This window comes from Providencia sp. wls1922 (assembly GCF_009706505.1).
Classification (GTDB): Bacteria; Pseudomonadota; Gammaproteobacteria; order Enterobacterales; family Enterobacteriaceae; genus Providencia; species Providencia lanzhouensis.
Window position 1 is genome coordinate 1 of record NZ_WLUG01000031.1, and the last position, 23,625, is coordinate 23,625.

Below are 23,625 nucleotides of genomic sequence, written 5' to 3' on the forward strand. Positions count from 1 at the left end.
CTGCTTTTTCTTTCACTGCTTTTGCAGATTCTTTATCGGCAGCTTTAGCTTTATCTGCTTTCTCTTTTACAGCTTTAGAGGTTTCTTTGTCAGCAGCTTTGGCTTTATCCGCTTTCTCTTTTACAGCTTTAGAGGTCTCTTTCTCTGTTGCTTTTGCCTTATCTTTCACCGCTTTCGATGTTTCTTTCTCAGCAGCTTTTGCCTTATCAGTTGCTTTTGATGCTTTATCTTTTGCAGTTTTACTCATGTTGTCACCTGTCTCTTTGATAGAATCTACCGCAGATGGTTTGCTGGACTGCTTTGCCACACCCGCCCCAATACCTGCACCAATACCTGCACTTTTATTGATTGAGTTTTTTAGCTCATTTGTACAGACTTGCTCTGAACGACTGGTTGTTCCGTCATTACAGATAAATTGCCCGCTATCACAACGAGCAATTCCGCCTTTAGCGCCTGAACAAGGGTAGTTACTTGCATTCGCAGAACCCATTGACGACATCATGACCGCCATGACAGTTAATAAACCTACAGATAATTTACGCATTGCTTTGCCTCATTAATAAGGGATATTACTAACTGAAGTGTAGGATATTTTTGAAAAAGCGAAAGAAAACCTACTATTTTTTTAAACAAAAATTTAGGTTTAGTTGAAGTTAAGACTATAGATAAAATACTGAATATATTAAACCATTATTAAATCAATGAATTACAAAATCAATAAACATAAAAAAGCCAGCTTGCGCTGGCTCTAGAAAATACTTTTTATTTTTACTGCTTGGCACCAGAAAGCATCTTAGTGTTTTGATTCGAAAGGTCTATTGCCATTTTCACCGTTTCATCTAAATACGGATCTGGCGCTTCATAGTCTTTCGGTAAATCATCAATTGACTTCAATAACGGTTTGCCTAGTTTTGCATTGCGTTCATTAATACGTTTCAGTTTGGTCGCATCAATTTCATCATCTTCTTTCTGACGTTGAGCATAGTTCAGAGAAATCAGATTCTTAGTTGCTTTCAATGACTTGTAACGCGCAATATCTTCATCGATATATTTGAACTCAGGGTCAACACTGATACGGGCTAAATGCTTGGTTTTAATCGGAGATAAATCAGCATTAATGTCCCCAGATTTAGTGTAATTCGCAGCCGGGATGCTATCCCAAGGCAATGCGTTATCTTCAAAGCTTTCACCTGTTTCTGCTGGATCTTGCCCTGTTGGCATAACCACATCTGGAGTCACACCTTCACGCTGAGTACTTCCACCATTTACACGATAGAACTTCTGAATAGTGTATTGCACTGAACCTAATGCTGGCCATTCTGGTTTTAGCATTTGGTCATAAACGCGGCTTAAACTTCTGTGCTGCTGTACCGTTCCTTTACCAAAAGTCGGTTCACCCACAATTAAAGCGCGACCATAATCTTGCATTGCTGCAGCAAAAATTTCTGATGCAGAAGCACTAAAACGATCAACCAGAACAACTAATGGACCTTTATAATAGATAACATCATCGTCATCCGCATCTTGGCGAACTTGACCATTGTTATCACGAACTTGAACAACCGGTCCTTTGTTAATAAACAGCCCAGATAATGCGACCGCTTCTGTTAATGCCCCACCGCCATTACCGCGCAGGTCAATAATCAGAGCCGAAACATTCTCTTTCGCCATTTTTTGTAGTTCAGTTTTGACATCGTTGGTCAAACCGACATAGAAACCTGGAATATCTAATACGCCAACTTTCTCTTTACCTTGCTGTTTGATAGACAGTTTTACCGCTCTATCTTCCAGTCGGATCTGTTCGCGAACAATTGTCACGATACGTGGCTTAGCACCTTTCGTATCTGAAACGACTTCTAAACGAACTTGGCTACCTTTTGGCCCTTTGATTAAGGCAACGACGTCGTCTAAACGCCAACCCACGACATCAACAATAGGTTTACCAACTTGACCAACACCAATGATTTTGTCGCCAACTTTTAGCTCTTTACTTTTAGCTGCAGGACCACCCGCAACTAAAGAATTAATTGTCGTATTATCATCATCTTGTTGTAACACGGCACCAATCCCCTCAAGGGATAAACTCATTTCTGAGTTAAATTGTTCAGTGCTACGAGGTGATAAATAACTGGTATGTGGGTCAATTTCGCGAGCAAACGCATTCATAATTAATTGGAATACGTCTTCGCTTTGTGCCTGAGATAAGCGTTTCAATGCAAAATTGTAACGCTTAGTCAGTTTGTCTTTGATCTCTTTGTCATCTTTGCCCGTTAATTTCAAACTTAACCAATCATAGCGAACCTTTTGGTCCCATAAACGGTCTAGTTCTTCTTTATCCTTCGGCCAAGGTGCTTTAGTTCGATCAACCTCAATAGAATCCGTCGCGTTTAAATCAATCGGTTGATCTAAACGCGCGAGTGCATATTTGAAACGTTCAAAACGACGTTGCTGAGAAAGGTTATACAGGTCATAGAACTTATCTAACTTGCCATCTTCAAGCCATTCACCCGTTTTTGCTTTATCTTTTGCATACTGGTCAACATCGGATTGAAGTAAAACATTATGTCCGTAATCAATCATATTGAGATAACGGTCAAATATTTTCCCAGAAAACTCTTTGTCTAAATCGAATTGACGATAGTGAGAGCGCGTAAAACGCGATGTCACACGCTCACTCACGGTTCCGTGCTGTGTATTCTGCTTTAAAAGAGGTAACTGAGCAGCAGTGACCGGAGTCACTGCCTGAGTATTAGCTATTGCTGTGCCGAAAGTCGCGAGACTCACAACAAATGCAACTTTGAGTAATTTGTTCATGACCTGAGTGACCTCCGTATCAGAACTTTAAATGTTCCGCGCGCACAATCATTGCCAGACCAGATGGCAATTGAACCCTAACACCATCTTTGGCAATTTCCAGCACAGAGGCATCCATCATACTGCTACCCACTTTCACTTTCAGAGTCTGACCGACTTTCAGTGTGTTGATATCAGTAACTGATTTCAAATTCTCTTCAGCTGGATTGCTACGAGGTTTTTTCGGAGCTGTATTTTGTGGGCGTTCTTTTTTGTCTGATGGACGGCGACGAGATGAGTTCTCTTTGTTCGCATCATTTTGACGAGGTGCTTTGTCGCTAGGCTTTTTCGCAGCAGGACGCTTTTGCGTTTTTTGTTGCTCTGCGCGTTGGGCTTGGACTCTCGCTTTCGCTTCAGCTAATTGTTGACGCGCATGGGCAATGTGCTCTGCATCTAATTCACCGCAGTCATCTCCATTTAAGTCAACACGTTTTGCGCCTTCTTTAACACCGTAAAGGTAACGCCAGCTAGAGGTATACATACGTAACGCAGAACGTAATTGCGTTTTGCTAATACCATCCTCTTCGGTCAAGTTCCCTACGATATCTTGAAAAATTCCGACTTTAAGCGGACGTGCTTCGCCTTCAGCGATAAAACAGCGTGGAAAACGCTCTGCCAAAAATGCGATAACTTCTTTACTACTATTCAACTTAGGTTGATTTTCCATGAAATTTCCTGATAACAACGATTTTGCCAACCTCACGGGCATGAACAAGCGGACATTATAATCGTGTTGCTGACAATTGCCACGTTCCTATTGATTTTACATACCAATAATTAATAATATTTTGGTATAGAACACATTGCCAAGTGCTGGCATAACTGGTCTGTAAGGTATTGAAGCCCTTTTTCATCCTCTTCATCGAATTGACCGATATTTGGGCTATCGATGTCTAAAACCCCAATTATCTTGCCATTTACACTCAGAGGAAAGACGATTTCCGAGTTACTAGCCGCATCACACGCGATGTGACCTGGAAAAGCATGCACATCTTCCACACGATGAACTTGCGCTTTGGAAAATGCAGCACCACAGACGCCTTTATCGAACGGGATCCGTACACAAGCGACTTTACCTTGGAATGGACCAAGAACCAGTTCCTTTCCATCACTCAAGTAAAAACCAACCCAGTTAATACCGGATAAACGTTCAAATAATAACGCACTGCTATTCGCTAAACTGGCAATTAAATCATACTCTCCAGCGATAAGTGCAGATAAACTATCTGAAAGTTCGTGATAATACTTCTTTTTATCCATATTTATTTTCAGTTATACGTAAACAAGTAAAAAATATTAGTAAGCGTAGACCGTAGGTTAGCAAGTTGTCACTTTTACGTAAATTTTTTTACACTAGATTACAAGCAAATTAATTCATACAATCAATATATATGACCCACATTAATCATACTGCCATGAATTTGCAACGTTGTTGCCATTGTAACCAAAAAATAGTGACTCCGCCTTTTCAACCGCGGCAAGTCATTGTTTGCCCAAGATGTTCTAGTCAATTAAATGATGGGCGTTCATGGTCACTCCGTCGTCTTGCACTATTATCTATCACTTTATTGCTTCTTGCGCCCATCGCTTTTTGGCAGCCATTGATTTCTATTCATCTATTTGGCACCCAAATCAATGCTAACGTGCTTGATGGCGTCCGCTTAATTAGCGAGCAAGGTGACCCTTTTACCGCCAGCATTGTGGCTTTTTGTGCGATAGCTGCACCGCTACTTTTGCCTATTTCGATTTTATCTTTGGTATTAGCACGTTATCTGGCCATCAACATGCGCCCCATTTTACTGATGATGAAGCATCTCAAAGAGTGGGTCATGCTGGATGTCTATCTTGTCGGTTTGGGTATCGCCGCGATTAAAATGCAAGATTACGCGACGGTTTACGTCGGGCATGGGTTGATTGCGTTTAGTACTATGTCTGTGATTAGTATTATTATTTTAATCCACATTAATCTCGATGAACTGTGGCGACGGCTTTATCCTTTAGAAGAAAATACAGATGCTCCTCATGCAGAAACCTGCCTAGCTTGCCATTTTACTGGCGAACCCAATAAGAAAGGCAAATGTCAGCGCTGCCACCGCCCACTTCACCATCGTGAACCCTTGAGCTTACAAAAAACATGGGCCGCACTGATTGCCGCCATGGTGCTGCTAATCCCTGCTAACCTATTGCCCATTTCGACGTTTTATTTAAATGGTCGACGTCTAGAAGACACAATTTATTCTGGGGTCGTTTCCTTAATTGACTCAGGAAACTGGCCGATTGCCATTATTGTTTTTATTGCCAGTATTTTGGTGCCCTTCGTAAAGATTATCATCATGATACTGTTACTATTTTCAATTCAATTTAAAAGCCATACAGACCCCGTGTTACGGATGAAATTACTGAAATTCGTTTCATGGATTGGGCGCTGGTCGATGTTAGATTTATTCGTCATCGCCTTGATGATGACCTTAGTTAATCGCGATATGCTAATGTCATTTACTATGGGGCCTGCGGCTTTATATTTTGGTACCGCTGTTATTTTAACTATCCTTGCTGTTGAGTGGTTAGACAGTCGATTAATATGGGATTCTTATGGAAAATCAAAACCATCAAAGTGAAGCTTCGGATGAAGTTTCGGAGGCTATCAGCCGTAAAAGGACGTCAATTTCGCCCTTTTGGCTGCTTCCCATCATCGCGATCATAATCGCAGGCTGGCTGCTATTCCAACAATGGGTGGAACGTGGCACGCAAATTACCATTCAATTTTCGTCTGCCTCTGGCGTTGTTGCAGGTCGAACGCCAATTCGCTACCAAGGTGTGGATGTTGGCATGGTGCAAACCGTTTCTATTAGTAGCGATATGAAAAGCGTAATTGTCACTGCCAATGTGAATAAAGACATGCGCACTGCACTCACTTCAGGAACGCGTTTTTGGTTGGTGACACCTAAGGCCTCTTTAGCCGGTGTATCAGGCTTAGATGCTCTGGTAGGTGGGAACTATATTGGTATGCAGCCAAGCACTGGCTCGCCAAAATCACAATTTGTGGCGCTTGATACGCCACCTCAAAGAAACTTAAACGAAGGTGAATTACTCATTTACCTTACCGCGAAAGATTTAGGCGCATTAAACGAAAACTCTCCTGTTTATTACCGTAAAGTTCCGGTCGGTTATATTTCTGATTATTCCTTATTACCTGAAAATAAAGGTGTATCCATCGCGGTTATTATTAAAAAACGCTACGTGAATCTCGTACGCTCGGATAGCCAATTTTGGAATATCTCTGGTATTGAGGGTGGATTTGACCTAAATACTGGTGCCAGTATCAAAATGGAAAGCCTTTCGGCTGTGATCAATGGCGCAGTCGCATTTGATTCCCCAGAAAACAGCCTGCCAGCGCAAACAGGGCAACAATATGAATTGCAGCCGAGTAAAGAAGATGTCAAACCGCTTGATCAGCAAGGCAATATAGACTTGCAACTTACCCTCACCGCATTGGATACCTTTGGGGTGAATGTAGGACAACCTGTTATTTACCGCGGAATAAAAATCGGCGAAGTGTTACAACGTCACTTAACGGATGACAATGTTCAGTTCCAAATTGCCGTGTTTAATGAATTTAAACATTTGGTTAAACAGGACAGTAAATTCGTCGCCAATAGTCGTGTCGATGTGCAGTTAGGTATGAGTGGACTGCAATTTCAAGGCGCGACACCTCAAGAATGGTTGGAAGGTGGCTTACATATCATTCCAGGAAAAGGGAAAGATACATTACCAGAGTCATTCCCGTTATATCGTACCGATGAAAATGCCAAAGCGGGTATTTTAGGTTCCGCACTACCGACCACCATTACGCTAAACACCAATACCCTTCCCGACATCCAACAAGGCTCAGTGGTGTTATATCGTCAATTTGAAGTCGGTAAAATTGTGTCAATTAAACCAAACAATGACGGCTTTGCAGTGAATGTGTATATCTCAGGTCAATATCGTAACTTATTGACCCCACAAAGCGTATTCTGGGCTGAAGGTGGCGCTAAAGTTCAGTTAAATGCTGGAGGTTTAACGGTTCAAGCTTCCCCGCTCAGCCGTGCTTTTAGTGGTGCAATTAGCTTTGACAATATTCAAACTGGCTCATTAGATACTTCACGTCAACATACACTTTATCCATCAGAAACGGCTGCAAAAGCGATTGGTAGTGCGGTGACGTTGACAACCTTTGATGCGTCTAAGCTGTCGGAAGGCATGCCTATTCGTTATTTAGGTATTAACATCGGACAAATCGAATCGCTGAAACTATCTGCGGATAACCGTGAAGTGAAAGCGAAAGCGATTCTATATCCTGAATATGTGGAAAACTTCACCAAAATTGGCAGCCGTTTCGCCATTGTGACCCCTGAACTTTCGCCATCAGGGGTTAACAACCTCGATACGCTGATCCAACCTTATATCAGTGCAGAGCCAGGGCGCAGTAATAAGAGCCGTTTCCAATTTGAATTGCAAACTGCCAACATTACAGACTCCCGTTATCTCGATGGTTTAACCATTATTCTTGATGCCAGTGAAGCGGGTTCTATCCAGGTGGGAACGCCAATTCTATTTAGAGGATTAGAAATCGGAACCGTAACGGGGCTTTATTTGGGAGAGCTTTCCGATCGCGTTTATGTTGCAACACGCATAGGTAAAGAATACCAATATCTGATCCGCGATAATACCCAGTTCTGGTTATCTTCCGGTTACAATCTCGCCTTTGGTTTAACAGGCGGCGTAGTGAAAAGCGGTACATTCAAGCAGTTTGTTCGTGGTGGAATTTCGCTGGCAACCCCGCCAACAGTGCCACTGGCACCTAAAGCTAAGCCTGATCAGCATTTCATTCTGAAATTAGAGCCACCTGCGGACTGGTTAGACTGGGGAACCCCTATTCCCAAAAAATAATCCCTCACAAGGCGTCATGTTTCACAGCATGACGCCTTTTTTATCTCCCATCGCTAAAAATATATTTTGGAAATGAATTCCATTTATACTATGCTTAATTTCGTTGGACTGATTTTTTATTGTAAAAATAAAGAGTAAAGAGGAAACGTTATGAGCATAGTTAAATTGAAAATCTCTTCCTATGAAATCAATGATGCAGTCATGGCTGATAAGCGTAGTGATACTGTGAGTATTCCTTGCGATTCCGATTCTGAGTTTTGTATGCAATTGGATGGTTGGGATGAACACACGAGTATCCCTGCGACACTGGATGAAAAACCGGTTCTGCTCTATCGCCAGCGTTATGATAAAGAAAATCATCATTGGCTAATGAGAATTGCTTGATGAAGATGGTGGTATTCAATAGAACGGTTAGATGGGAAATAACACAAAAAAAAGAGGCCTGGTAGATTCCGATTACCGGGCCTTGGGAAATGGCTCTGGCAGAGCCGTGCGCTAAAATTGCCATTGAGACGTAACAAAGTACTCCCTAATACTAGCGTTCAGCTTACGTTCTTACCACTTAAATTAGCAATTAATTTACATATTTTTAACACAATTTATTGCTTAATTTTCTAAGATTGAGCTATTTGCATGATAAGTTAAACCTATCTAAGCAATCAGCAAAACCTTTCAATTGCCATCTCCTTGATATTTCTAGCTAAAGGCTAACTACATCCTATTTGCTCTCACACAGTTTCTCGGCGGCTTGCTTCAGCGGTAATACTCGCTCTTCAACTGATTTAGTGGTTTCGATAGGCGCTAATAGCACATCAATCGGTTGTGCTTGGATCTCTTTCTTTTCCATTTGCGCCGTTGCAATATCATTCAATGGATGCTGCATTAACGTAGATGGGTTGATGACCACCAATGCGCCATTCGCTCGACACTCTAACATCACTTCTTCACGCTTTAGCGGCCAATCGTCGCCAAACTGTTTTTTACTGACACTCGCCAATGGCGCAGCTATCGCCGTACTGAATGTTCCACCCAGTACTAACGCACAAATTATGAATTTGAATTTCATTGAAAATGACCTTGTCAAACGGGGTTATACAAAGATATGCGCCATTATACAGGTTGATAGGTAGCAAAAATAGCCACCGCAAGGATGGCAATCGTACCAAGCAGCAATTCAGCCCAACTATTTATTATCAAATAATTAATCTGCCCTTGCTGTTGAAGACGTGGTACCACCCAATAACGATTCGTTAATGCCAATAGCACCATCAACCCAACTAACGCAATTTTTAGCCATAGCCAAGATTGGTATTCGGATAGTGTTGAGGTGAATGGCCAGCCCGGCAATAAAATCAGGCTATTAATAATTCCCGTTATTAGTACACAAATCACAGCAATATGCCCTAATTGCGAGTAACGCTTCATTGATACAACAATTTGCGTTTCTAGCCCTGCTTTTAACTGTTCTTTACTACGTAAAAATTGAATACAAATAAGGAAAGGCCACAAGCCCCCAAACCAATACGCACAACTAATTAAATGAATGAATTGATTAGTTTGATGAGCAATTCCCAGCCACCCTTCATGCATCGCCGCATGACCAATAAAGGCATGCAGACCCAGAATAATGACGGAGAAACCAAGAATGAGATAAAGTTTTAAGGTGATCGGGCGTATAAACAGAACGGCAAATAAACCGACAGCACTGAGGATTTCCCAACGCCAGATTTGACCAAAGGTAGTGCCAAGTACACCTTGCCAAATATCCATATTCAACGCATCTTCCCAGCCATCGCCCATCAAACCAGATTGTGCAATCATCCAGCAAAATGTGGTGATGATAGTAATAACTGCGCTAAATATAATGCTTTTTTTCAGTGCATCTTGGAGTAGTACGCGAAATTGCCCATGGGAAACTATCACCGCAAACATCGACATTCCACACATCAACATTGCGGCGATAAAATGAGCAAATCGCGTTAAGGTATAAAATGCTTCCAGTGACATATTATTTCACAGTGAAGCTATAGTTCCCTTTGGTTTTATGCCCATCAACAGAGACAACGCTCCATTGAACATCGTACTTACCTGCGGCTAATTTGCTTTCAACAGGAATAATAACTTTGGTGTTATTGCTAGGATCTAACGCGGCTTTACCCGTCTTGATTATTTGCTTGTTCTCATCCGTTACATTGACTTTAGTAAAGTTAACTTCAATACCTTCAGAAAAGTTTAATGTGATAGCTTCTGGTGCCTGCTCTAATGCCGCGCCCTCAGCAGGTAATTGATCTTTAAGATGCGCATGAGCAAATGCTTGTTGGAATGACATACCTAAGAACAGTACAGCGACCGCGCTTAATTTACGCCAAGAAGATTTTATTTGGTTGATTGGCATAGTAACCTCTTAATTTGCAGGTGAATTTAGATATATTGCCAATCATTATACGGAAAATAATATGCTACGCAGCGATAAAATCAGATTTTATCATTCAGCTTGTGAGGCTTGGCACAAAATGCGAATAAAACTCACTCGCAAAAATAAAACAAGCGCCATTCATCTCTGAATTGGCGCTTGATAAGTAACCCGAAAATCGAGTTATTGAAAAGAATAATTAAACGTGCGCAGCTGCCGCTAAACCTTTCAGATCTTTATCCAACAGGAATAATGATTTACCAGACTCACCCACCATGCCCAGTTTATCCAGTACAGATTTGAACAGTTTCTCTTCTTCATGCTGCTCTGCAACATACCATTGCAGGAAGTTGAATGTTGAGTAATCTTGGGTGGTCATGGCTAAATGCGCAAGTTTATTGATTTCTGAAGTAATTAATTGCTCATGCTCGTACGTTTTATTGAACACATCAGCGATAGAATTAAAATCTTCTGGTGGTGCAGCAATCGCGCCTAAACGTGGTAATGCCCCTGTATCGCTAAGGTAATTAAATAAACGCTGCATGTGCTCCATTTCTTCTTGTGAGTGAGCTTTCAAAAATGCAGCTGCACCTTCAAAACCTTTATCACTACACCAAGCACTCATTTGCAAATACAGATTAGCGGAGAAAAACTCAAGATTCAGTTGTTTATTTAACGCTTCAATCATGTCAGCTTTTAACATATCTTTACCTTAATGATGATGATTTTATGAAGTTATATCCCACAGTAACATAATAAATGCATTCAGAAAACATTCTTCCCATAAAAATTAATTTATTGATTAACAATAACTTTTTGTAAAAATAACACGAATCAGTCGCATTAGCTTTTATTCATCGTAATAATCCTAATTGCTTACTATTATCATGTTTGAATTTAATTTTATTCGCTAACCATCTCACTATTTCATCAAGATTTTTTGAACTTCAATTGCTACAATTCATGCTGATGTAGTTAACCGTTAGGATTTGAAATGAGCCATAATCTTGCCACCCTCCCAAAAGAAGAGATGGACAAAATTAACGTTGACCTTCTAGCTTCCGGTGTTGCTTTCAAGGAACGTTATAATATTCCCATTATTCCTGAAGCCATCGAACGTGAGCAGCCAGAACATTTGCGAGATTATTTTCGTGAAAGACTGGTTCACTATCGCCAATTATCAATGAATTTCGCTCGAATGCCTTACGAGCCAAGAAATCGCTAGGAATGAAATTTTAGGCACAAAAAAAGGAGAATGTAATTCTCCTTTGACCATTTTCAAACCTATAGTTTTGGAAATGGCTCTTTTGGGTTGTAAAATTAACAAGGAAAATCAATGTATTGATTTTCGCCTGATAACACAAAGAGGGAACAACCACGTTTTATCCCTCTTTGTCATCAACCTCAGGAGAGTTAGACTCTCCTTTTTCATTCTATAAACCCACAGATTATTTGCTGGTGTTATAGGTGATAGTATTGTTTTTACAATCCACAGCGACACGATAATGCAGATCGGATTTCGACCCTCTGACCACTAAAGGCAGCGAGTAGCCATCTTCCGTTTTCGTCACTTCACTGTCGTTGATCCATGCAACCGCTTTTTTACCCACGGCCGCTTTATCATCTGCCCAGCGTGGTAACCGGTTATTCATAAAATCATTTTTAACCTGTGCCGCAATTTGTGGCTCAGTAAGATTGCCACAGCTCACAAATGCAGCAGCTTTACCTTCTTCCTTGTTAGCACTGAATGCAAACGAACTTAATACAAGCGCACAACTGCCTAAAACCATTGCTATTTTTTTATTAACATTCATACCGTCCTCCGGCATCTACGAAATGTAGATGAAATTGAGATCCATTGTACTCACCAAAACTGCAGCATCATTAACAACGCGCGTATAGGCAGACGTTGTCTATTTAGTGTAGTTGTAAAAATAAAACCTATGAGCAAAATGACTTAACTGATATGAATTTATCAGAAATATTTTTAAATGTTAATAGGATGTTTATTAATTATTAATTTTCGTCATCGAATCGAGCAACAATTTGCTCTTTACCTTGATGGTTTTCCCTGATTTCTTGAGCAACCAGCGCAATCGCTTCTCCGCTGCTCATGCCTTCTGCCATCAGTTGGTGAATGCGTTCAACCGCTTCTTGTTGCTCTGCGTGGGAAAGTGCTGGCATACCTGAAAACATAATCAACCTCTTTAAATTGCAGACTTATTTCATACGTTAAGATTTTCAGCAAATTTTAACAGCTCTTGCCTTAATAAGGTAAGATTATATGGTAATCTGGCATTATTCACTTGTGGAACCTGATTTTAATTGATTGATATGGCTATTAATAAAATACAACTCCCTTACAGCCCCAATGTGGCATTAGATTATTTTGCATCGTTATCGCACCAACCATGGGCCATACTGCTTCATTCTGGTCAAGCTGAACACTCTCATAACCGTTACGATATGATTGTCGCTGATCCAGCTGTCACCCTATTAACGCGCGGTTTGCAAACGGAAATTCAAGCGCAAAATCAGCCGGCTCAGTTTTCAGAAAAAGATCCCTTTGCCCTTTTACAGCAATATATGGATCAATATCAAGCCGCCAAATTTACTGATGAAACTCTGCCGTTCCAAGGTGGCGCAATGGGAATTTGGAGCTATGACTTAGGTCGCCGTATCGAAAAACTTCCTGAACTTGCCACGACAGAACTGCAATTTCCCGATATGGCGGTGGGCATCTATTTATGGGCTCTTATTGTTGACCATCATGAACAGCGTGTGACCTTATTCAGCCATCAAGATGTCGAGCAACGACTCACTTGGTTACAGGCTCAAAAAGCCTCTCGTAAAAGTGCCTTCTCACTGACGTCTCCATGGCATGCCAACATGACCGAAGCGCAATACCATGAAAATATTGCCCGTATCCATCAATATTTACGTGAGGGGGATTGCTACCAAATCAACCTAGCTCAGCGCTTTAAAGCCAAATATAAGGGCAATGAGTGGGATGCATTTTTAACACTGAACGAAAGCAACCGCGCCCCATTCTCCTCGTTTATTCGCTTACCCGATAATGCGGTTATCAGTGTTTCTCCTGAACGCTTTATTTTATTAGAGAAAGGTGAAATTCAAACTCGCCCGATCAAAGGCACACTCCCTCGCTTAGACTCACCCGAGGAAGACCAACTCCAAGCAGAAAAATTAGCCAATTCGCCAAAAGATCGTGCTGAAAACTTGATGATTGTGGATTTGCTGCGTAATGACATTGGACGTGTTGCCAAGCCGGGTACCGTACGCGTTCCTGAGCTTTTCAAAGTGGAGCCTTTTCCCGCTGTTCATCACCTCGTTAGCACCATCACCGCCACATTAGACAGCCAATACCAAGCCACTGATTTACTGCGTGCCTGCTTCCCCGGTGGTTCCATTACGGGCGCACCTAAAATTCGTGCAATGCAGATTATTGAAGAATTAGAGCCCAATCGTCGACATGGATATTGTGGCGCAATCGGCTATATTAGTTTCTGTGGCAATATGGATACGAATATCACAATCCGTACGCTGATAACTGATAAAAAACAGATTTATTGCTGGGCTGGTGGCGGTATTGTTGCTGATAGCCAAGCAGATAAAGAGTACCAAGAAACCTTTGACAAATTACGCCTGATTTTGCCAAAACTAGGAAAACTCAATAGCGATGACTGAGCTAAATAGCTTTATTAACCGTTTTCAATTTACACTCCCGCTTTCTCGCCAACCCGCCACATCGGCGGGTAAAGCGGCCGCAGTGCTATTGCCAATTATTAATAAATCCAATCCGACATTATTGCTCACGCAACGGTCACCACTATTACGTTCTCATGCCGGTCAAGTGGCATTTCCAGGCGGTTCACGCGATCCTGAAGATTCAAACTTAATTGCGACCGCATTACGAGAAGCCTACGAAGAAGTCGCCATTCCACCAGAGAAAGTACAGGTCTTAGGGCAGCTTGCACCTATTTCCAGTATTGGGGGTTATCAAGTCACCCCAATTGTGGGTCTTGTACCCAATAATATTCGCTATCAGGCGAATCCTAGCGAAGTTTCCTCTATTTTTGAAATTCCCCTGTTTGATGCATTATCCCTGCAGAAACATAAATATGTGGATATCAATCGCTCTGGCCGCGAAAAACGGGTCTTTTTCTACTGGTATAACAATCACTTAGTCTGGGGCCTCACTGCATCCATCCTGCACCAGCTTGCCCTACAACTGGATTAGCCTTCATAGTCAACAATCCTTTTATTCAATCATTTTTTCACTATCCAAAATACAATTAGTGCTATTTATAACCAATCCACCTTATGTAACTACCTTATTTCAAAAAATACTTTAAACTTACTGGTTAACACTACGAAATAACAGTAAAGTAGCGCCCTTTAAAATAAATCACTATATCTTCATCTTTTGTTTAAGGAGTCCTGCGTGATAAGCGTTTTCGACATGTTTAAAGTGGGCATTGGCCCTTCAAGCTCTCATACCGTTGGTCCGATGAAAGCTGGGAAAGAATTTGTCGATGATTTGGTCAATAAGCAATTATTGCCATCCGTCACCCGTGTCGCAGTAGACGTTTATGGCTCTTTATCCCTAACAGGTAAAGGTCACCATACCGATATCGCCATTATTATGGGTTTAGCAGGTAACCTCCCTGCTACCGTTGACATTGAATCAATCCCATCCTTTATCAAGAATGTGGAAGAAACAGAAAAGCTGCTATTAGCCAATGGCACTCATACTGTTGATTTCCCACGTGAGGGTGGCATGAATTTTCGTCAAGATAACTTACCGTTACATGAAAACGGTATGACTATCCACGCCTTTACTGGCGATAAGGAAATTTACACTAAAACTTATTATTCCATCGGCGGTGGTTTCATTGTCGATGAAGAACATTTTGGTCAAACCTCTTCAGACAGTAAACCTGTCTCTTATCCGTTTAATTCCGCGAGTGAATTACTCCTAAAATGTAAAGAATCTGGCTTATCGATTTCTAGCCTGATGATGAAAAATGAGCTGGATTTGCACCCTCGTGAAGAAATTGACGCTTACTTTGCGGATGTATGGAAAACCATGCAAGCCTGTATTGAACGCGGTCTGAACACTGAAGGGGTCCTTCCAGGTCCATTGCGCGTTCCTCGTCGTGCACCGGCACTGAACCGCTTAGTGACCTCTGCAAGTAAACTGTCTAATGACCCGATGAACGTGGTTGATTTAATCAACATGTATGCATTGGCCGTTAACGAAGAAAACGCAGCGGGTGGTCGTGTTGTTACAGCGCCAACTAACGGTGCTTGTGGTATCGTTCCGGCTGTTTTGGCCTACTACAACCATTGCGTTGAACCCGTTACACCAGAACTTTACTTGCGCTATTTCTTAGCGTCCGGCGCCGTTGGTATTCTGTATAAAATGAATGCGTCTATCTCTGGCGCAGAAGTGGGTTGCCAAGGCGAAGTTGGTGTTGCCTGCTCAATGGCGGCGGCAGGTTTAGCAGAATTATTTGGCGCAAGCCCAGAGCAAGTCTGCATTGCAGCTGAAATTGGTATGGAACACAACTTAGGTTTAACCTGTGACCCTGTTGCCGGACAAGTTCAAGTACCTTGTATTGAACGTAACGCAATCGCCTCTGTTAAAGCTATCAATGCCGCACGCATGGCTTTACGTAGAACCAGCGAGCCTCGCGTTTCTCTCGATAAAGTTATCGAAACCATGTACGAAACAGGTAAAGATATGAATGCCAAATACCGCGAAACATCTCGTGGTGGCTTAGCTATCAAAGTCCAGTGTGATTAATCAGTAAGATTAAGCTTCCCTCTTCATTACTCATTTAAATGGTGAAGAGGGAGCTTTACCCTCACTCTTTCTGCGCTTATTTAATTTTTTTAATTAAGTCTATTAAACTCCAACACCTTCATCAAAATAACATCTCCCCTCTTTTTGCTTTTCTCGTTTCAGCTTTCGATTTTTATCGTCTACGAACGTTTTATTTCTTCAGTACTCTCACGCGGGATTCTATTTTTTGAATCGCTATTTCCATTCTGTTATTCCTTTAAATTCTATTGGTCAGCCCTATTTTTGCTCACTTTTTACTCTCCATGACGAATTTCTTATCAAATAAACCGATTTTTTGTTACCGATAACAGAGTGTCACTCTTTCTTATTGAAATAAACCAAAATTATACTCTGTAAATATTTATATATTTAGAGTTATAGGTTTATTTATCAGTAATATTTGGATCTGTTTTTATTTTTCTGACGCGAAACAAGTTTTTTAGATTAATCCTAGTGATATGATCAGACTGACCATTCAGCTAATAATTGCACTTAACTAATTATTAGCTAGCCACTTAGTTTGAATTTATTCAGCTACTATTTAAGGTGCAGGGGAAACACATAGAGAAGGAGTCCAGTTTCTAACTTCTATTCTATCGTCAATGATGTTTCGATTTATCTGTTAAGAGGGAAAAATAGTGAGTATAGCTATTATGATTGGTACCCACGGAGTTGCTGCTGAACAGCTACTCCGAACCACCGAGATGTTAATAGGCGAGCAAGAAAACGTCTCGTTTATTGACTTTGTCCCTGGGGAAAATGCTGACACCCTATTTGAAAAATACACACAAAAGCTGACTACTCTTGATACCTCAGCGGGTGTGCTATTTCTTGTTGATACATGGGGAGGTAGTCCATTTAATGCTGCTACACGCATTGCCAATGAGCATGACAATTACGAAATCATTACAGGCGTAAATGTCCCAATGCTCGTCGAGACCTTTATGTGCCGCGATGACAACCCATCCATGGATGAGCTGATCACCGTCGCGCTAGAAACAGGTCGCGGTGGCATCCGTCCATTCAAGTTTAAAGAAGCTGTTTCAGAAACTCCTGCGCCCGCAGCGGTCAGTGCACCTGCTCCACAACCTGTTATTGTAGGTCCGGGCGAACACATGATTATTGCTTTGGCGCGTGTTGATGACCGATTAATTCACGGTCAGGTGGCGACTCGCTGGACAAAAGAGATGCGTGTTAAACGCATTATCGTTGTCAGTGATGAAGTAGCCAAAGATACCGTTCGCTCTACCTTACTGAAACAAGTTGCACCTCCAGGTGTTACCGCCCACGTTGTTGACGTAGACAAATGTGTCCGTGTTTACAACAACCCGAAATATTCCGGCGAGCGCGTGATGCTGTTATTCACTAACCCAACAGATGTACAGCGTATTGTTGAGCAAGGCGTTGAGATTGACTCGGTCAATATTGGTGGGATGGCCTATACCGAAGGTAAAACCATGGTCACCAATGCCGTATCAATTAACCAAAAAGATATCGATGCATTCAATTATCTGAATGACAAAAATATTGAGTTAGAAGTTCGTAAAGTCGCTTCAGACAGTAAAGTCCACATGATGGATTTAATTAATAAACTCAAAAAATAATGTTTTAGAAATTAGTTCTTATTGAACCGTTACTCAAAAACAGACTTAGAAACTTGTTGGTTACAGGAGATTAAACAATGGAACTTACCGTTGTTCAAATAGTAATGGTCTTCGTCGTGGCTTGTATCGCCGGTATGGGATCGATCCTCGATGAATTCCAGTTCCACCGCCCTCTCATTGCCTGTACGCTTATTGGTATTGTTCTGGGTGATATGAAAACCGGTATTATTATCGGTGGTACACTGGAAATGATCGCGTTAGGTTGGATGAACATCGGTGCGGCCGTTGCACCAGATGCTGCATTAGCCTCCATCATTTCAACCATTCTGGTTATTGCAGGTGGTCAAAGTATCGGTGCCGGTATTGCACTGGCTATCCCACTGGCAGCAGCTGGACAAGTACTGACAATCATTGTTCGTACTATTACCGTTGCATTCCAACACGCCGCTGACCGTGCTGCGGTCTCCGGTAATTTAACCTCCCTGAGCATTATCCACGTTTCTGCGTTATTACTGCAAGCAATGCGTATCGCAATCCCTGCACTGATCGTCGCAATTTCAGTGGGAACTTCAGAAGTCCAGCACTTACTGAACTCTATCCCTGAAGTCGTTACCAACGGTCTGAACATTGCAGGTGGTATGATTGTTGTGGTCGGTTATGCGATGGTTATCAACATGATGCGCGCTGGCTATCTGATGCCGTTCTTCTATTTAGGCTTCGTGACTGCGGCCTTTACTAACTTCAACCTTGTTGCACTTGGTGTGATTGGTGTTGTGATGGCGATTCTGTACATCCAACTAAGCCCGAAATACAACAAATCCCAAGTTGTTGTCAGCCAATCAAACAGTAACAACAATCTTGATAACGAATTAGACTAGAAGGAACGTAAAAATGGTTGAACAAACTCAATCTACTGAAAAACGGCTGACAAAAAGCGATATTCGTGGGGTTTTCTTACGTTCTAACTTATTCCAAGGTTCATGGAACTTTGAACGTATGCAGGCTCTGGGTTTCTGTTTCTCAATGGTTCCCGTGATCCGTCGCTTATACCCAGAAAATAATGATGACCGTAAACAAGCGATTAAACGTCACTTAGAGTTCTTCAATACCCATCCTTACGTTGCTGCGCCTATTTTGGGTGTAACGATGGCGATGGAAGAAGAACGTGCTAATGGCGCGGACATCGACGATGGTGCAATCAACGGTATCAAAGTCGGTCTAATGGGACCATTGGCCGGTGTGGGTGACCCAATTTTCTGGGGAACTGTGCGCCCTGTATTCGCTGCTCTGGGTGCTGGTATCGCGATGACAGGTAGCTTGTTAGGTCCTGTACTGTTCTTCGTTCTGTTTAACCTTGTACGTCTGTTAACTCGCTATTATGGCGTGGCCTATGGCTACAAGAAAGGGATTGATATCGTTCAAGATATGGGCGGTGGATTCCTGCAAAAACTGACAGAAGGAGCATCGATTCTAGGCCTGTTTGTTATGGGGGCGCTGGTCAATAAATGGACTCACGTCAACATTCCACTCGAAGTTTCGCGGATCAAAAACCAAACCACGGGTGTGGAAGATATCACTACTGTTCAGATGATCCTCGACCAATTAATGCCTGGATTAGTTCCTCTATTGCTGACCTTCGCCTGTATGTGGCTGTTACGCCGTAAAGTGAATGCTTTATGGATCATTATCGGCTTCTTCGGTTTAGGTATTCTGGGTGCTTGGTTAAACTTCTTAGCGCCATAATTTCTGTTAAATAATAAAAAAGGGAGGTTGCAGCCTCCCTTTTTTACTTTTAAGCTTGGTAATTCGTCCACTTAGTCATGGGTACTCAAATGACCTTAAATGATGTCGTTTTAGCCATTATCATTTTGATCATGCTTGTATACGCAATCTATGATGAATTTATTCAAGGAACACTAAAAGGCAAAACTCTATTAAAAGTTAACTTAAAACGTAAACATCGAGTGGATGCCATCATTTTTATTGTTCTCATTTGTATAGTCATTTATACAAATATTGTTCGACATGGTAATTTATTAACCACTTATTTATTAATGATTACTATTTTTATGGCTATTTATTTAGCTTTTATTCGTCGCCCAAAAGTATTTTTTAAACAAACCGGCTTTTATTTAGCCAATACGTTTATTTTATATGAGCGAATTAAAACAATGAATTTATCTGAAGATGGTATTTTAATGATTGGATTAGAGCAAAAGAAAGTCCATATTCAAGTCAACCATCTTGATGATTTACAAAAGATTTATGATTTTTTTATTAATCATAAATAACTACTTTATATATTGGTATAAATATTAAGGTTAATTAAATGTTTAATTAACCTTAACTTTGTTAATATCGAAAATGAAAATTATTCTCATTTAAAAAATATATTTATTAATAATTAATATTTTGCCTTTATTAAAATCTATGATATCTTTCGTCCCACGTCATTGGGGAGTAGCCTGTTCTGGAATGTATTCTTTCCAGAAAATCCGTGTCAACATACTCGTTTGTTTTTAAACGTGGTGCGGATGCCATTTATTGGTTGGCAAGACCATAGACACATAAATACGCCTTTTGGTTGGGGGTAATTTATGTGTATATGGAAACACCCAACCGAGATTATTGTTATGAGCTTTTACGCAACTCTCATCCTCGCCTTCGCGCTCTCTATGGATGCTTTCGCTGTCGCTATTTGTAAGGGCGCAGTGCTCCATAAACCTCGTTTTCGTGAAATTCTTCGTACTGGCTTTATCTTTGGTTTTATTGAAGCTATCACACCGATCATTGGCTGGGGCATTGGTATTTTAGCCAGCCAGTATGTTATCCGTTGGGATCACTGGATTGCGTTTGCCCTGCTATTCATTCTTGGCGGACGTATGATCTGGCAAAGTCTAACCACCAAAGATGAAGATTGCTGCGCTAAACCATCTAGTCACAGTGCAGGAAATTTAGTGTTATCTGCCATCGCCACCAGTCTTGATGCTATGGCAATTGGTTTAGGTCTGGCTTTCCTGCAAGTAGATATCGTCCATACAGCGATGACTATCGGCTTAACCACGATGATAATGGCCACAATTGGAATGATGATTGGCCGTTACGTAGGTCCATTATTAGGAAAAAAAGCAGAGATTTTAGGCGGGCTGGTGCTTATTGCGATTGGATTTAATATCCTCTTTGAGCATCTCGAATTATTTATGTACGCACCATGATCTTCCTGTTCCCCCTGAGTCATTCAGGGGGAACAGTTTGAGATTTAATACGGGTTTTAGTCTTTATATTGATAAACTCGGATCAGAAAATCAGCAGTATAATCTTTCACGTTTTCCTGCTTTAATTGCTGTTTCACCTCTTCAGAAGCTCGCCATGCAAACGGCGTCATCTCTAACAATGCAAATGCCTCTTCTCCTTCAAGATCCATCACATAATTTAAGCGAGTCTCATCAATCAATTTAAAGTCTGGAAGGTCTTCGTCTTTTGCAGGGTGTAATTTCACTTCATCATAAATCAAGGCTTTTAATTCTTGCAGATGTTCTGCTGCCGGCGTTACCGTAATTAAAATTCCCATTGGTGTTAATACTCGGCTTAATTCTTGCGCCTTACAGGGTGCATAAATACGAATAATGGCACTCAAACTCGAATCCGCAAACGGTAAACGATGACTTGAAGCAACACAGAAATTAACTGATTTATAGCGCTTAGCAGCAAAACGGATTGCCACTTTCGATACATCCAGCCCATACACACTAACAGATTTAGATGCCGCCTTTAATGACTGAGCAAAATGATCAGTGTAATACCCTTCCCCACAACCGATATCGAGTATATTTTCACTGCTCTCAGGTAGATATTGAGCGAGCTTGTCAGCGACCTTATCGCGCATTGGCTGATAATGACCCGCATCTAAAAACTGACGACGAGAAACCATCATTTCTAGGCTATCACCTGGATCTTTAGAACGCTTATGCTGTACAGGGAGCAAGTTAACATAACCCTCTTTGGCACAATCAAACTGGTGATTTGCTTCACAACGATAGCTACTGTTAATTAAATTGAGGGGTTTAAAACACAAGGGGCATTGATAATTCATATGGTTACACTGATTTAAAAATAATGCTCAGTATACCATATAAGCTGTCAAGCAGCGCCATGGAATTATACCCCATGGCACCGTGACGTAATCTAGAGGAGTATAGCGAACTTATTTACCTGCTTTAGCCGCTTCAGGTGCTTTGACTTCACCTGACTGTTTCACTTCACTCTTTTTAACTTCTTTTTTACCATGCTCTGCTTTGGCAACTTCGTGCGTTTTCACACCATGGTTTACATGTTCAGTTTTTGCAGTGGTATTTGCTAATGCAGCACCAGAAACAGCTAATGACAGAACAGTCGCGATTGCTAATAATTTTTTCATTTTGAACGCCTTATTTAAATTCAAACTAACGAGTAATTGATATAAAACTTATATTTTGGTGTAGCTAAAAATTTAAATGGCTTTTTCGGCACTTTTATCTTTAGTTGCACTCACTTTTTTCTCAGTTTTCACTTTTGCGTGATGAGCTTTCGCTGAGTGATGAGCGACAGCAATTGGCGCTACTGGCTCAGTTTTGGTTGTTGTATTTGCTAATGCAGCACCAGAAATAGCTAATGACAATACAGTTGCGATTGCTAATAACTTTTTCATACTAAGTACCTTAAGATTAATTTATTAAGCAAGGATGTTCTTGCCACATTAATAAATCATATCTACAGATCATTTCGCAATAGGAGAATATTAAAGATTCTTAAGTTTTTTATAGGTTATTTTAATGAATAAATATTTTAATTTTGTTGATACTCCATTTACTTTTAAAGATTAATTTTTAATCGTTTTTTAACTTGCCAATAATTTTATTTTTCAATACATATCAAACAGATAAATTAAAATAAATCTTGGTGTTAATTTTTTGATTTTGAAAATCATCTTCATTCCAATTTATTTGATATCTATTTTTTCTTCATTTTTTTAAAAAATTCACTTTTCATCTTGCCAATTTAATAAAGTTTCTTTTTTTGAAGATAGGCTGACTTTTATTTTTATCTAAAAATAACTATTTCTGTTTACTTTAAACAAAAAAGCCATTCAACTTTGAATGGCTTTAAATTCACTATATTCAATTTAAAAATTAAAAATGAGCAAACTCAGGAATCGGTTTACGTCCATGAGCCTCTAAAAAGTCTAAAACACGGCGTGGTGTGGTATTCAAAATCCGGGACTCTGGAAAATCAATGGATTTCAACATCTCAACCACTTCATCAAAACGCCCTAAATAACTGACATGATGTGAATCTGAGCCTAAAGCAACCCAACCGCCTGCTTCTTTCACCGCTTTCGCTATTTCTATGCAGTTCTTCTTACTACCCGCTCTAGAATGCAAGAAAGAGGAGTTATTCATCTCTAGTGCTACGTTGCTCTCTTTAGCAGCTTGGGCTACAGCTTTAATATCAATTGGGTATTTAGGGTTGCCAGGGTGAGTAATAATTTGCACTTTTCCGCTACGAATAGTCGCAATCATCGCTTCTGTATTGTCTTCTAGACTTTGTGGTTCTAGAACTGGCTCATGGAATCCTGCTAGAATAATATCTAGATGACGAGCAATCTTTTCATTGCAGTCTGTCTCACCCTGCTTATTTTTAATGTTTGCTTCAATTCCATATAACAAACCAACACCATTAACAATGCGCGGCAATATTGGCATATTGCCAAAATGCCATTCATGTGGGGCATCTTGCATTTCAGGGCCATGATCGGTAATGGCAAATAGTTTCATTCCTCGAGCGGCAGCTTCCGCAAAGTATTCATTAACAGTGCTAAATGCATGGGTGCTGGCAATGGTGTGCGCATGTAAATCAACTTGATACATAAAATATCCTTCTAATTCTTCTATTTGCCTTCTGACATTATTCAGATTGAA

26 protein-coding genes and 1 riboswitch are annotated in these 23,625 nt (G+C 40.8%); of the genes, 12 read left to right on the top strand and 14 right to left on the bottom strand.

Annotated elements, in window-relative coordinates; all coding sequences use genetic code 11:
• From GKR71_RS01510 to GKR71_RS01525, 4 genes are all read right to left on the bottom strand, one after another.
• The coding region (locus tag GKR71_RS01510) for a cell envelope biogenesis protein TolA (protein WP_154633858.1) at positions 1–544 on the bottom strand (544 nt) is incomplete at its 3' end.
• 224 nt (positions 545–768) lie between these two features.
• The gene (prc, locus tag GKR71_RS01515) at positions 769–2,814 is read right to left on the bottom strand and encodes a carboxy terminal-processing peptidase (protein ID WP_036954866.1); all 2,046 of its coding nucleotides are present in this window, start codon (positions 2,812–2,814) and stop codon (positions 769–771) included.
• Between the two features lie 19 nt (positions 2,815–2,833).
• Positions 2,834–3,520, bottom strand: coding sequence for an RNA chaperone ProQ (gene proQ / locus GKR71_RS01520; protein ID WP_036954864.1), 687 nt, complete (start codon positions 3,518–3,520; stop codon positions 2,834–2,836).
• Between the two features lie 110 nt (positions 3,521–3,630).
• Complete coding sequence (locus GKR71_RS01525) at positions 3,631–4,113, bottom strand: GAF domain-containing protein (RefSeq protein ID WP_036954861.1); 483 nt, start codon at positions 4,111–4,113, stop codon at positions 3,631–3,633.
• Positions 4,114–4,244: 131 nt separating this feature from the next.
• Between GKR71_RS01525 and yebS the strand changes: the two genes are divergently transcribed.
• From yebS to GKR71_RS01540, 3 genes are all read left to right on the top strand, one after another.
• The gene (gene yebS / locus GKR71_RS01530) at positions 4,245–5,471 is read left to right on the top strand and encodes a membrane integrity lipid transport subunit YebS (protein WP_108478057.1); all 1,227 of its coding nucleotides are present in this window, start codon (positions 4,245–4,247) and stop codon (positions 5,469–5,471) included.
• Positions 5,446–7,785: an MlaD family protein gene (locus GKR71_RS01535; protein WP_154633859.1), complete on the top strand. Its 2,340-nt coding sequence runs from the start codon at positions 5,446–5,448 to the stop codon at positions 7,783–7,785. The genes yebS and GKR71_RS01535 overlap by 26 nt, the downstream gene beginning before the upstream one ends.
• A gap of 150 nt (positions 7,786–7,935) precedes the next feature.
• Positions 7,936–8,169: a DUF1480 family protein gene (locus GKR71_RS01540; protein ID WP_036954855.1), complete on the top strand. Its 234-nt coding sequence runs from the start codon at positions 7,936–7,938 to the stop codon at positions 8,167–8,169.
• Positions 8,170–8,503: 334 nt separating this feature from the next.
• Here the strand turns inward: GKR71_RS01540 and GKR71_RS01550 are convergent, their stop codons facing one another.
• The 4 genes from GKR71_RS01550 to ftnA form a co-directional block, all read right to left on the bottom strand.
• Positions 8,504–8,851: a DUF2511 domain-containing protein gene (locus tag GKR71_RS01550; RefSeq protein WP_036954847.1), complete on the bottom strand. Its 348-nt coding sequence runs from the start codon at positions 8,849–8,851 to the stop codon at positions 8,504–8,506.
• Between the two features lie 44 nt (positions 8,852–8,895).
• Entirely contained in the window at positions 8,896–9,792 is an 897-nt protein-coding gene (gene copD, locus GKR71_RS01555; protein ID WP_036954843.1) for a copper homeostasis membrane protein CopD, read from the bottom strand.
• Position 9,793: 1 nt separating this feature from the next.
• The gene (gene copC / locus GKR71_RS01560) at positions 9,794–10,180 is read right to left on the bottom strand and encodes a copper homeostasis periplasmic binding protein CopC (RefSeq protein WP_036954840.1); all 387 of its coding nucleotides are present in this window, start codon (positions 10,178–10,180) and stop codon (positions 9,794–9,796) included.
• Positions 10,181–10,397: 217 nt separating this feature from the next.
• Positions 10,398–10,901, bottom strand: a complete 504-nt coding sequence (ftnA, locus tag GKR71_RS01565; RefSeq protein ID WP_036954837.1) for a non-heme ferritin — start codon at positions 10,899–10,901, stop codon at positions 10,398–10,400.
• Positions 10,902–11,192: 291 nt separating this feature from the next.
• Here ftnA and GKR71_RS01570 point away from each other — a divergent pair, with 291 nt between their 5' ends.
• Positions 11,193–11,423 (top strand): DNA polymerase III subunit theta, encoded by a 231-nt coding sequence (locus tag GKR71_RS01570; RefSeq protein ID WP_154599213.1) that lies wholly within the window; start codon positions 11,193–11,195, stop codon positions 11,421–11,423.
• 223 nt (positions 11,424–11,646) lie between these two features.
• On the opposite strand, the gene yebF is transcribed toward GKR71_RS01570, so the two are convergent.
• Positions 11,647–12,012, bottom strand: coding sequence for a protein YebF (gene yebF, locus GKR71_RS01575; protein ID WP_154633860.1), 366 nt, complete (start codon positions 12,010–12,012; stop codon positions 11,647–11,649).
• Between the two features lie 202 nt (positions 12,013–12,214).
• Positions 12,215–12,394 carry a YoaH family protein gene (locus GKR71_RS01580; RefSeq protein WP_036954826.1) on the bottom strand — a complete coding sequence of 60 codons (180 nt, stop codon included), beginning with the start codon at positions 12,392–12,394 and terminating at the stop codon, positions 12,215–12,217.
• A 138-nt stretch (positions 12,395–12,532) separates the two neighbouring features.
• Here GKR71_RS01580 and pabB point away from each other — a divergent pair, with 138 nt between their 5' ends.
• The 8 genes from pabB (at position 12,533) to mntP (ending at position 20,883) form a co-directional block, all read left to right on the top strand.
• A complete protein-coding gene (gene pabB / locus GKR71_RS01585) occupies positions 12,533–13,903 on the top strand; it encodes an aminodeoxychorismate synthase component 1 (protein WP_154633861.1) in 1,371 nt (456 codons plus the stop codon).
• A complete protein-coding gene (locus GKR71_RS01590; protein WP_036983648.1) occupies positions 13,896–14,456 on the top strand; it encodes a CoA pyrophosphatase in 561 nt (186 codons plus the stop codon). Before pabB ends, GKR71_RS01590 begins: the two co-directional genes overlap by 8 nt.
• 204 nt (positions 14,457–14,660) lie before the next feature.
• Positions 14,661–16,025 carry an L-serine ammonia-lyase gene (locus GKR71_RS01595; protein WP_230084999.1) on the top strand — a complete coding sequence of 455 codons (1,365 nt, stop codon included), beginning with the start codon at positions 14,661–14,663 and terminating at the stop codon, positions 16,023–16,025.
• Positions 16,026–16,702: 677 nt separating this feature from the next.
• Positions 16,703–17,668, top strand: a complete 966-nt coding sequence (manX, locus tag GKR71_RS01600; protein ID WP_230085000.1) for a PTS mannose transporter subunit IIAB — start codon at positions 16,703–16,705, stop codon at positions 17,666–17,668.
• A 77-nt stretch (positions 17,669–17,745) separates the two neighbouring features.
• Positions 17,746–18,546, top strand: a complete 801-nt coding sequence (locus GKR71_RS01605; protein ID WP_036953378.1) for a PTS mannose/fructose/sorbose transporter subunit IIC — start codon at positions 17,746–17,748, stop codon at positions 18,544–18,546.
• A 13-nt stretch (positions 18,547–18,559) separates the two neighbouring features.
• Positions 18,560–19,411, top strand: a complete 852-nt coding sequence (locus GKR71_RS01610; RefSeq protein WP_036953376.1) for a PTS mannose transporter subunit IID — start codon at positions 18,560–18,562, stop codon at positions 19,409–19,411.
• An 89-nt stretch (positions 19,412–19,500) separates the two neighbouring features.
• Positions 19,501–19,959, top strand: a complete 459-nt coding sequence (locus GKR71_RS01615) for a DUF986 family protein (RefSeq protein WP_036953374.1) — start codon at positions 19,501–19,503, stop codon at positions 19,957–19,959.
• 152 nt (positions 19,960–20,111) lie between these two features.
• Positions 20,112–20,295, top strand: a riboswitch (yybP-ykoY riboswitch).
• 6 nt (positions 20,296–20,301) lie between these two features.
• Complete coding sequence (gene mntP / locus GKR71_RS01620; protein ID WP_148444745.1) at positions 20,302–20,883, top strand: manganese efflux pump MntP; 582 nt, start codon at positions 20,302–20,304, stop codon at positions 20,881–20,883.
• Between the two features lie 56 nt (positions 20,884–20,939).
• Here the strand turns inward: mntP and rlmA are convergent, their stop codons facing one another.
• The 4 genes from rlmA to GKR71_RS01640 form a co-directional block, all read right to left on the bottom strand.
• Positions 20,940–21,761, bottom strand: a complete 822-nt coding sequence (rlmA, locus tag GKR71_RS01625) for a 23S rRNA (guanine(745)-N(1))-methyltransferase (protein ID WP_154633862.1) — start codon at positions 21,759–21,761, stop codon at positions 20,940–20,942.
• 111 nt (positions 21,762–21,872) lie between these two features.
• Positions 21,873–22,085, bottom strand: coding sequence for an acid-shock protein (locus GKR71_RS01630; RefSeq protein ID WP_154599210.1), 213 nt, complete (start codon positions 22,083–22,085; stop codon positions 21,873–21,875).
• A gap of 72 nt (positions 22,086–22,157) precedes the next feature.
• Positions 22,158–22,355 (bottom strand): acid-shock protein, encoded by a 198-nt coding sequence (locus GKR71_RS01635; protein ID WP_154633863.1) that lies wholly within the window; start codon positions 22,353–22,355, stop codon positions 22,158–22,160.
• 481 nt (positions 22,356–22,836) lie between these two features.
• On the bottom strand, positions 22,837–23,574 hold the full coding sequence (locus GKR71_RS01640) for a phosphatase (RefSeq protein ID WP_036953364.1): 738 nt from the start codon (positions 23,572–23,574) through the stop codon (positions 22,837–22,839).
• Positions 23,575–23,625: the final 51 nt, after the last annotated feature.

Excerpts from the sequence above, each read along its gene's own strand:
- prc (WP_036954866.1), bottom strand. The coding sequence starts at position 2,814 with ATGAACAAATTACTCAAAGTTGCATTTGTTGTGAGTCTCGCGACTTTC.
- proQ (WP_036954864.1), bottom strand. The coding sequence starts at position 3,520 with ATGGAAAATCAACCTAAGTTGAATAGTAGTAAAGAAGTTATCGCATTT.
- GKR71_RS01525 (WP_036954861.1), bottom strand. The coding sequence starts at position 4,113 with ATGGATAAAAAGAAGTATTATCACGAACTTTCAGATAGTTTATCTGCA.
- yebS (WP_108478057.1), top strand. The coding sequence starts at position 4,245 with ATGACCCACATTAATCATACTGCCATGAATTTGCAACGTTGTTGCCAT.
- GKR71_RS01535 (WP_154633859.1), top strand. The coding sequence starts at position 5,446 with ATGGAAAATCAAAACCATCAAAGTGAAGCTTCGGATGAAGTTTCGGAG.
- GKR71_RS01540 (WP_036954855.1), top strand. The coding sequence starts at position 7,936 with ATGAGCATAGTTAAATTGAAAATCTCTTCCTATGAAATCAATGATGCA.
- GKR71_RS01550 (WP_036954847.1), bottom strand. The coding sequence starts at position 8,851 with ATGAAATTCAAATTCATAATTTGTGCGTTAGTACTGGGTGGAACATTC.
- copD (WP_036954843.1), bottom strand. The coding sequence starts at position 9,792 with ATGTCACTGGAAGCATTTTATACCTTAACGCGATTTGCTCATTTTATC.
- copC (WP_036954840.1), bottom strand. The coding sequence starts at position 10,180 with ATGCCAATCAACCAAATAAAATCTTCTTGGCGTAAATTAAGCGCGGTC.
- ftnA (WP_036954837.1), bottom strand. The coding sequence starts at position 10,901 with ATGTTAAAAGCTGACATGATTGAAGCGTTAAATAAACAACTGAATCTT.
- GKR71_RS01570 (WP_154599213.1), top strand. The coding sequence starts at position 11,193 with ATGAGCCATAATCTTGCCACCCTCCCAAAAGAAGAGATGGACAAAATT.
- yebF (WP_154633860.1), bottom strand. The coding sequence starts at position 12,012 with ATGAATGTTAATAAAAAAATAGCAATGGTTTTAGGCAGTTGTGCGCTT.
- GKR71_RS01580 (WP_036954826.1), bottom strand. The coding sequence starts at position 12,394 with ATGTTTTCAGGTATGCCAGCACTTTCCCACGCAGAGCAACAAGAAGCG.
- pabB (WP_154633861.1), top strand. The coding sequence starts at position 12,533 with ATGGCTATTAATAAAATACAACTCCCTTACAGCCCCAATGTGGCATTA.
- GKR71_RS01590 (WP_036983648.1), top strand. The coding sequence starts at position 13,896 with ATGACTGAGCTAAATAGCTTTATTAACCGTTTTCAATTTACACTCCCG.
- GKR71_RS01605 (WP_036953378.1), top strand. The coding sequence starts at position 17,746 with ATGGAACTTACCGTTGTTCAAATAGTAATGGTCTTCGTCGTGGCTTGT.
- GKR71_RS01610 (WP_036953376.1), top strand. The coding sequence starts at position 18,560 with ATGGTTGAACAAACTCAATCTACTGAAAAACGGCTGACAAAAAGCGAT.
- GKR71_RS01615 (WP_036953374.1), top strand. The coding sequence starts at position 19,501 with ATGACCTTAAATGATGTCGTTTTAGCCATTATCATTTTGATCATGCTT.
- mntP (WP_148444745.1), top strand. The coding sequence starts at position 20,302 with ATGAGCTTTTACGCAACTCTCATCCTCGCCTTCGCGCTCTCTATGGAT.
- rlmA (WP_154633862.1), bottom strand. The coding sequence starts at position 21,761 with ATGAATTATCAATGCCCCTTGTGTTTTAAACCCCTCAATTTAATTAAC.
- GKR71_RS01630 (WP_154599210.1), bottom strand. The coding sequence starts at position 22,085 with ATGAAAAAATTATTAGCAATCGCGACTGTTCTGTCATTAGCTGTTTCT.
- GKR71_RS01635 (WP_154633863.1), bottom strand. The coding sequence starts at position 22,355 with ATGAAAAAGTTATTAGCAATCGCAACTGTATTGTCATTAGCTATTTCT.
- GKR71_RS01640 (WP_036953364.1), bottom strand. The coding sequence starts at position 23,574 with ATGTATCAAGTTGATTTACATGCGCACACCATTGCCAGCACCCATGCA.